Source organism: Variovorax sp. P4_D9 (genome assembly GCF_056401695.1).
The window spans coordinates 1-8668 of sequence record NZ_JBFUIU010000377.1 but is presented as its reverse complement, the minus strand read 5'-3'; the positions used below and the strand labels follow the sequence as shown (position 1 = coordinate 8668).

Sequence of the window (8668 nt, the reverse complement as noted above, 5' to 3'; positions counted from 1 at the left end):
CGTCGAGCCCCATCCAAGGATTGGCGGCCATCGGCATTCCTAGGAAGCCCGCTACCGCAAATACGCCGTCGGCGTCCGAGAAGGGATCGAAAAGTTCGTTCATGCGCAGCATGTCGCCACGAACGAGGGTGCAGCGTTTGTCTGTCAGTAGGAACTGAATGTTGTCTGGCGTGCCGAGCGAGAAGTTGTCCACCAGGGCGACCTGGCGCGCCCCGCCTGCGAGCAATTGCTCACCGATGTGGGATCCGAGCAGGCTCGCGCCTCCGACGATGACATACTTTCCTTGCGATATAGATGGCATTGAAGTCTTCCTTTGAATGAATCTGTGGCTTGCGTTGTTTGAAGGGCCCCGGCGGGGATGGGGCTCGACGCAAAGTTGTCGCTTGCCGTCAGCTGCTCCGGGTAGCCAATTGACCGGACGGGCGCAAAGACATCGTCGGCCTTTGCGTCACTGCATCTGAATGTCCGCCTGCTTGACCCACTCCTTCCAGCGCTTGCGGTCTGCAGCAACCCAATCGGCCTGTTCGGAGAGCGTCATGGAGCGGATCGTGCCGCCCTTGTCTTCGATGCTCTTGCGAAAAGCAGGATCGGCCAATGCCTGGCCCAGGTAGCCATTCATCTTTTCGAGAATGGGTTTGGGAGTGCCCGTTCGCGCCTGGAGACCGAGCCAGCCCTCAAAGACGAACCCGGGCAAGCTTTCGGCAGCCGTAGGAACGTTTGCGAATTGAGGCAACCGATCGGCCGACGTCACTGCGATCGCCCGCAGCAATCCGCCCTGGATCGCAAGGCTGGAGGACATCGTGTCCGTGATGGTGAAGTCGACGTCGCCGCTTGCGATGGCGGCCAGAACTTGCGCCGCGCCCTTGTATGGTACCGAGAGGATGTCGGCTCCGACGCGCTTGGTAATGAGCGCACACGCAACCCGCGAGGCGATCTGGCTGTTGGCGCATGTCACTTTGCCGGGGGTGGCCTTGGCCGTGGCAATGAGCTGCGGAAGCGAGGTATACGGGCTGTCTTTGCGAACCACCACGAAGTACGGGAAGATCGTGAACATGCCGACGTCCACCAGATCCTTCACGGGGTCGYACGGGAGATTGGAATAGATCGCAGGGTTGACGGAAAGCATCGACACGCCCCCAGCGAGAAAAGTGTAGCCATCGGCAGGGGCGTTTTTGGCCGCATCCACGGCGGGGATGCTATTGCCGCCGGGTTTGTTTTCGATCAACACAGGCTGCTTGATGTGGCCGGTGATGAACTGGGCGAAGTTGCGGGGGAGGTAATCGGCCATGTTGGCGCCAGGATCGGCGGGCGCCACGATCCGAAGGGGGCGAGTCGGCCACGCGTCAGTCTGGGCAAGGCTCGTGGACCCGAGCACCATTCCCATGGTTGCAACCAGGGCAGCACGGGGCATGAGGCGATGACTAGCGCGAGGTGCGGGTCCGATGGCTTGCTGTTGATTCACTTCAGTCTCCGTTTTGCACTCAGTCTTCCCATGTCGCAGGGTTATCCGATTCGATAAGTCAAGTCTGGACTTGTCAAAGCGATGCGTAAAGTCGCAAAAATCTGCGCTGTGGTAAGAGGTTCTTACCAAACACCTCAGGGGTTTCTGTCGATTGAATTCGCGAAGATCAGCTCGGACTAGTCTGAATATTGGCTTCGCGGACCAGCTTCTTCATCTTCTGTTCCTCGCGCTGCAAGAAAACATTGAACTGCCCGGGGGTGGACTGGGTGCCAAGCTCCTGACCCAGTGCGTCGAGCCCTCTGCGCAACTCAGGATCCTTCTTGGCCTCTTCTGCCGCATCCGCCAAGATCCTCAGAGTTGCAGGCGGCGTCTTGGCGGGTGCCATTAGGCCCAGGAAGAGTTCATAGCTCGCCTGTTCATAGCCCTGCTCCGAGAAGGTCGGGATGTTGGRGAAGGATGCGGAACGGGCGTCGGAGGTTACCGCCAGAGCCCGCATCTTGCCGCTCTTGATCAGTTCTCCCACTGAGGGGGCTGTCCCCATCATCAGCGCTACGCGGCCGCTCACCACGTCCGGAATGGCCAAAGGGATGCCCTTGTAGGGGATCATGAGCAGCTGGATGCCTGCGCTTCGGCAGAAGAGCTCCACAGGCAAATGGGAGGTCGTCCCGATGCCAACCGAGGCATAGGTGAGGGTTCCCGGTGCCTTCTTCGCGGCGGCCACGAGCTCGGCCAAAGTCTTGAACGGCGAATCGATGCCGACGACGAGCACCATTGGCGACTTCGCTAGGTAGGAGACACCTGTGAAGTCGCTTGGACTGAAGCCTGCCTTCTTGTCGACATAGGGCAGCGTGATCAGGGTATTGGCTGACACGCTCAGCGTGTAGCCATCGGCGGGGGCCTTGAGGACGTTTCGCACAGTCAGCAAAGTGCCAGCGCCAGGCATGCTCTCGATCACCAGTGGTTGCTTCAAGATCTTCGACATGCGCTCGCCGTACATCCGGGCGACCATGTCGCTCACTCCGCCGGGCGCGCTCGGGATGACGACGCGAATCGGCTTGGTAGGGAATGGCTCTTGCGCCCAGACATTCGAGGCAAGGGCCGTTTCGACGATCACTGCGGCAGAGGCTTGAATAAGCGCGCGTCTCTTCATGGGATCTTGCTTTGCGTTCTGTTGTCTCGAGTTGTGGGCACGTTGAGCGTCGGTCGTTGGCACACGCGGTGAACCAATCTTCGGCTCGGGGATTCAATTCCCAAATGAAGCCGTTGGCGCGTTGCTAAGACGTGATGGCGCTCATGCCAGCAGCCCTAGCACCGAGGTGACCGGCTTGCCTTCGGTCAGTCCTTTGACGGTGGCGATCAATCCGTCTGGGTCGACGAGCGAGCGGCCATAGCTCAGACAATCAACTACCTTCTCGCGAAGCTGTGCAGACGTCATGCGCTTTTCCGGGCTTCCGGACACGACTTGGGTTGCCAGCTGAAGGCGCTGCCCGTTGCCAACCTCCACATCGAAGGACACCGGGACCATGCCAAGCATTGGCACGGAATCGTCGGTTTCGATCGTGATCTTTTCAGCAGCGAATGCGCCGACACTCGGTTCGCGAATCGTCTTGTCTGTGAAATCGCCGATTCGCACGGCGCCGCGCTCGAGCGCGACGGCAACGGTGTACGCGATGCTGAACTGTGCGTCGACGATGCCCGCCGTCTTGGGGTCGTACTTCCGGCCCACCATGTTCACGGCCTGGCCGCTCACCCGAATAGTCATATGTTTGACGTCTTGCGGCCGCAAACCCCGGGCGTGCAATTCAAGCGCCAGATCAATCGGCGCGTGCGTGAAGCGGCACGCCGGGTATGGCTTGAGGCTCAGGTCCTCCACCAGGACACATTGGTCGATGTCTTTGCGCACAGCCTCGACGTCGAATTTGCCGTCTTGGTACAAGTTGATGAGACCAGCCTTGCCTTCGAACACGTTGCGCGGTCCGTCAATGCCGGCTTGCGCAAGCGCGGCGGACATCAGAACGTTCTTGACCATCATTGCGGGCTGGAAGCGCTTGGCGAGGCTTCCGTCGATGATCGACTGAAGGCTACCCGCGGTCTGCGTCAGCTGATGGCCCAGCGCATGGACGGCAGTATCGATGTCCCAGCGTCTTAGCCGGGCGATCGCGAGCACCGCCCCAGTGCATCCGCTAATGACGCTGTAGTTCCAGCCACGCGATCCCTTGGGCCCGCCGGCGCGGCCAACACGCATTGCACCATCGACACCGACGGCGACCGCGGTCAAGAACTCACGCCCATCGCAGTTTGGCCGGTTCTCCTCTACATCCGCGAGCAAGCCGGGCAGCACCATGCCGAATGCATGCAGCGGTACTTTGTCATCGGTGTCGTCATAGTCCAGCGCGTGCATGCTGACGGCGTTGAGGAAGGCTGCAAACGGCGCCGGCGCTTGACCGAAACCTCCCCAGACGCTGGAACCACTGCTGCCCCAACGAACAAGTGCTGAGCGTGCCTCAGCCAGGCCGTGCGAATGTGTGCCGGCGAGCGCACAAGCCAGGCTGTCGATCACTCCGTCGACGGTCGCATCGATTGTGTTCGAGGAGAGGTCGCTGAACTGTCGGCTGATGGCGTTGCCGGCGATGAGATAGGCGAGATCCATGTTGGGGTTCCGTAGGCTGTGGCAGTCTGCAGAGTCTCCAGCCGGCTCGTGGTGGTGTCCAGTCGACTTTCGTGCACCGCTGGGTAAGTTGCCCTTACTCTTGGTTGGCGGGGCTGGACGGTAGCCACGCGTGGTTAGCTCCGCTTACCCACGCGGAACATAATCCGACTCGACAGAGGGCTCTGGAGCCTCGAAACYCTAGGCCATACACACAGAGAAAGCAGTTTCAGATGTCTCGCTCAGACCTGTCCCACGATTTTGCTGCCATGGTGGCAGATACCCGGTATGCCGATCTCCCGGCAAGTGCGATCGAGGGCGCAAAGAAAAGTATCCTCGACACGATCGGTGTGATCCTCGCGGCTAGCGGTGTGGAGCCGGCGGTGCGTGGCGTGGCGGAACTGGTGCGCGAAACGGGCGGCACGCCTGAGAGTACGGTGCTCGGGTTCGGCGGTCGTGCGCCGGCGCTGATGGCTGCCTTCGCCAACGGCGCGATGGCACACTGTCTTGACTTCGATGATCATGCGCCTGAAGGCCATCACCCGAGCAGTTCTATCGTTCCCGCGGCCTTCGCCGTGGCCGAGCGTGCCGGTGGAATCTCTGGCCGCGAGATGATCGCGGCAGTCGCGGCGGGGCAGGACATGTTCTTGCGCATGCGGCGCAACGTCGAATCGCGCCAAGACTGGCACATCACGACGGTGTTCGGCGTGTTCTCTGCGGCTGCGGCTGCAGCTCGGGTGATGGGTCTCGACCGCGAACGCACGGTAGACGCTATCGGCATTGCCGGCATGCAGTCGTGCGGGACTCTGGAGCTAGCCTACGGAGTGGGGAGTGACTTGCGTGGCATGTATGCGGGCTTCACATCCAAGGGGGCAGTGCTTGCTGCGCTGATGGCGCAGAAGGGTATCAGCGGCGTGAAGAGCATGTTCGAAGGAAAGGCGGGACTGTTCAACGTCTACTTTGGCGGCAAGTACGACCGCGAGAAGATGGTCGACAGATTGGGCACGGTTTACTCCGGCGGCGACATCCAATACAAGCCCTGGCCGAGCTGCGGTGTGTCGCACGGATTTATCCACTCCACCATCGAGTTGATGAACGAACACAAGCTCGCGATCTCCGATATTGCGCAGCTTCGCGTCCATGTTGGTGACTTTCAGAGCCAGATGTGTCAGCCAATCGAAGCGCGCCGGGCGCCGCAGACGTCAGCCGATGCGAAGTTCAGTGTCCCGTTTTGCGTGGCTGTGGCGGCCACGCGAGGGGCGGTGAAAGTGTCGGACTTCTTCGGCGCGTCGCTCAAGGATCCGCAGGTGCTGGCGGCGGCGCAAAAAGTCGTGCCGGTGGTGGACACTAGTTTCGATTGGAACGGGAAGATTCCTAAGGGCCGTCTGGAGATCGAAACGAAAGACGGGCGGACATTCTCTCGCGTCAGTGAGAAGGTGCCGGGTGACGCCGAGTGCCCGATGACCTGGGACTATCTCTTTGACAAGTTCCGCGACAGTGCGGCGCTCGCGGTCAACACGCCCACTGCCGACAAGATTCGAAAGGCACAGGAGATGGTTCGTCAACTTGAGGCGCTGGACGACGCGACCGAGGTGTTGCGCGTGCTCGCTTAACAATGGATGCGACCACTCGCCGTCTCGCGCGTTATGTGTGCGGGATGCATTTCAGTCGATTGCCGGACGAGGCAGTGCATGAAGCGCGGCGGCGGCTCATCGACAGCGTCGGGTGTGCGGCGGCAGCAAGTCCCGAGCCATTCTGCGCTGCCATCTGTTCGGTGGCCGGGCGGTACTCCGGGACGCCGGGCGCGAGGATTTGGGGAAGCGGGGCTCGCACCTCGGTCGAGATGGCGGCATTTGCCAACGGCACGATGTTGCGCTACCTGGATCACAGCGATACCTATTTAGGGAAGGCTGCTGGACATCCGAGCGACATGCTCGGGGCACTCGTTGCGGTGAGCGAGGCGTTCGATTGCGATGRCGCTTCCCTTGTGACAGCCATCGTCGTCGCCTACGAAATCTACTGCGGGCTATGCGAAGCCGTCGCATTGCAAGGAAGCGGGGTCGACCAAGGAACTTCCGCCGCGGTAGGAACGGCGGCCGGCGTTGCGCGGCTGTTCGAACTTGACGAGGAGCAGACGGGCAACGCGCTGTCTTTGGCGTTGGCGCCAAATGTGAGCCTCTACAACGTGCGCTGCGGCGCGCTGTCAGACTGGAAGGGGTGCGCGGGCCCCAACGGCGCGCGCAACGGGGTTTTCGCCGCGCTGCTCGCGCGCGAGGGAGTCACTGGCCCATCGGCCGTTGTGGAAGGAAAGGGCGGCTTGCAAGCGGTCGTCGGCCCCTTCGACTGGCAGGTTCGCACAGGGCCGCTACCGCTCATCGTCGGTACACACCTCAAGTTTCATCCGGTTTGCTATCACGGCCAATCGGCGATCGACGCGGCACTGTCTTTGCGAGGGAAGATCGAGTTGGATGACATCGCCGAAATTCACGTGGAGACGTATGAAGCCGCGTACCGTGCAATGGGCAGCGACCCGGATCGGTGGTTGCCGACGACACGGGAGACCGCCGACCACAGCATCCCATACACGATTGCGATCGCACTCCAGGAAGGCCGGCTAGCGTCGGATGCATATGCAGATGAGCGTCTTGGAGATCCGCGCACCAAGCACATGATGGACAAGATTCGCGTATCGAGCTCTACGCAGATGACGGGCGAATTTCCGGCTCGTGCGCAAGCTCGGGTGACGATCCAGCTCGTCGACGGGACGGTCCACACCCATCTGCAGGAAAACCCGCACGGTAACGCGTCCAACCCGCTGTCCGACGCGGAACTAGAACGCAAGTTCGTTGAGTTGCATATCCCCTGGGGCGACGCGGCGGTCGCGCGTCAAACGCTCGATGTCCTGTGGGCAGTCGAGAAGTTGGCTTCCTCGAGGTTCCTCGTTGATGCGCTCTGCGCGCGCGGGGCTCGCTGAAGATTGAGCCGGCGACCAGCCCGACCTCGGCTTACGGCGGCATCGCGAAGCGCCATTTGCGAGTTCGCAGCAATCATTCATCGCGCGCGCGTACGGCGAGGAACACTTGTCGGATGCGTGGGACCACATCGGCGTAGATGCTGGTGTTGTCGGCTGGCCGCTCATGTGAACATGAGATGTTGGGCCGATGGTGCCCGCCTTGATGGCATGGTAGCGGCCACGGTAGGTGGCTCGTGTGGTGCCAATGAGCCAATGAGCCCCTACACCAGCGAATTGAAGCCGATCGCGGAGACGTCTGGATCGAAAAGTATTGAAGCGCCGTCGCGGATGCCCCAACGGGTTCGCCCTTGGATCGCCCAGGTTGGTAAGTCACGGTTACCTGATCACCTAGAAAATGCGACTCGACAGGGGAGGGGGTGGGGAGGAGAGTCGACACAAGTGCCTGGCGCCTTCGCTTGCGCGTCGGGCACATTCAACGAGACAACGCCCATGGAGCAGGCCCATGAATAGACGCAAACTACTTCAATATCTCACGACTTTCTCACCGGTCGCCAGCACTCTCTCAGCGCGCGCCCAGGACGTCTATCCTTCCAAGCCAATCCGCGTCATCACTACCRGCGCACCCGGCGCGCTCCTCGACTCCGCGAGCAGACTCTATGCGGAGCGCATGTCAGTCTCTCTAAAGCAGCCAGTGATCGTCGAGAACATGCCTGGCGCTGGCGGGCTTCTGGCAGTGCGGTACGTGGTCAAGTCTCCCGCGGATGGTTACACCCTTCTCGCGGCTGCCAATACCGTCACGACCCTTCCATACCTCAACGCCAAGGCCGGCTATTCGATGAAGGAGCTCACGGCAGTGGGCGAGATGGCACGTTCACCAGTGCTGCTTGTCGTGAGCAGCGGCTCGCCCTTCAGATCCGTTGCCGACATTGTTGCGACAGCCAAGCAGAACCCGCGCCAGGTCAGCTTCGCTTCCGGCGGGGTGGGCACGACGTCTCACTTGCCAGCCGAGCTCTTCGCCCGCCAGGCAGGGATCGCGCTTACGCATGTGCCCTACAAGGGCAACTCGCTCGCGGTGCCTGATGTTGCCGCGGGCCGTGTCAGCTTCATGATGGGCACGCCAACGTCGCTGGTCGAGTTGATGAAGAGCGGAGCATTGCGCGCGCTCGCGGTCAGCTCTGACACGCGCTCCCCGACTTTTCCGGATGTTCCGACGTTCAAGGAACTGGGGTTGGACGAGACGACCTTTGACGTCTGGGTCGGCCTGCTGGCACCGGCGGCGACGACCAAGCCAGTACGCGCAAAGCTCGGCGAGGCGATGGAGGCTGCCCGAAGGGACCCCAACATCATCAAGCGTGTTGAGGGCATGGGTCAAACGATCTCCGATGTACGTACACCCGAGAAGTTTGAGGCGGTGCTTCGCTCGGAAGAGGAAAAGTATCGCAAGCTGATCAAGAACGCGAACATCGTCGGCAGCTGACGTTAGTCACGCGCTACCTTGATTGTCGTCTGTTGACGGGAGGCGAGCGTACCTCGCGGGGCAGATTTGCCCGCCAGAGCAACGGCGGGCCTTCTTGACGCATGTTTG

The 8668-nt window shown here is 61.2% G+C and carries 7 protein-coding genes; 3 read left to right on the top strand and 4 right to left on the bottom strand.

Annotated elements, in window-relative coordinates; all coding sequences use genetic code 11:
* The 4 genes from AC1DY5_RS31655 to AC1DY5_RS31640 form a co-directional block, all read right to left on the bottom strand.
* Positions 1-301: NAD-dependent epimerase/dehydratase family protein (locus tag AC1DY5_RS31655; protein ID WP_478117911.1), on the bottom strand; the 301-nt coding region annotated here is incomplete at its 3' end.
* Positions 302-448: 147 nt separating this feature from the next.
* On the bottom strand, positions 449-1462 hold the full coding sequence (locus AC1DY5_RS31650) for a Bug family tripartite tricarboxylate transporter substrate binding protein (protein ID WP_478117910.1): 1014 nt from the start codon (positions 1460-1462) through the stop codon (positions 449-451).
* A gap of 166 nt (positions 1463-1628) precedes the next feature.
* On the bottom strand, positions 1629-2612 hold the full coding sequence (locus AC1DY5_RS31645; protein ID WP_478117909.1) for a Bug family tripartite tricarboxylate transporter substrate binding protein: 984 nt from the start codon (positions 2610-2612) through the stop codon (positions 1629-1631).
* A gap of 141 nt (positions 2613-2753) precedes the next feature.
* Positions 2754-4112 carry an MmgE/PrpD family protein gene (locus AC1DY5_RS31640; protein ID WP_478117907.1) on the bottom strand — a complete coding sequence of 453 codons (1359 nt, stop codon included), beginning with the start codon at positions 4110-4112 and terminating at the stop codon, positions 2754-2756.
* A 266-nt stretch (positions 4113-4378) separates the two neighbouring features.
* Here AC1DY5_RS31640 and AC1DY5_RS31635 point away from each other — a divergent pair, with 266 nt between their 5' ends.
* The 3 genes from AC1DY5_RS31635 (at position 4379) to AC1DY5_RS31625 (ending at position 8560) form a co-directional block, all read left to right on the top strand.
* Positions 4379-5722 carry an MmgE/PrpD family protein gene (locus AC1DY5_RS31635; protein WP_478117905.1) on the top strand — a complete coding sequence of 448 codons (1344 nt, stop codon included), beginning with the start codon at positions 4379-4381 and terminating at the stop codon, positions 5720-5722.
* Positions 5723-5724: 2 nt separating this feature from the next.
* A complete protein-coding gene (locus AC1DY5_RS31630) occupies positions 5725-7083 on the top strand; it encodes an MmgE/PrpD family protein (protein ID WP_478117903.1) in 1359 nt (452 codons plus the stop codon).
* A 502-nt stretch (positions 7084-7585) separates the two neighbouring features.
* Positions 7586-8560 (top strand): Bug family tripartite tricarboxylate transporter substrate binding protein, encoded by a 975-nt coding sequence (locus AC1DY5_RS31625; protein WP_478117902.1) that lies wholly within the window; start codon positions 7586-7588, stop codon positions 8558-8560.
* The last annotated feature ends 108 nt before the right edge of the window (positions 8561-8668 follow it).

Bases quoted from the DNA above. Each gene is read 5' to 3' on its own strand.
- AC1DY5_RS31635 (WP_478117905.1), top strand. From the start codon at position 4,379: ATGGTGGCAGATACCCGGTATGCCGATCTCCCGGCAAGTGCGATCGAG.
- AC1DY5_RS31640 (WP_478117907.1), bottom strand. From the start codon at position 4,112: ATGGATCTCGCCTATCTCATCGCCGGCAACGCCATCAGCCGACAGTTC.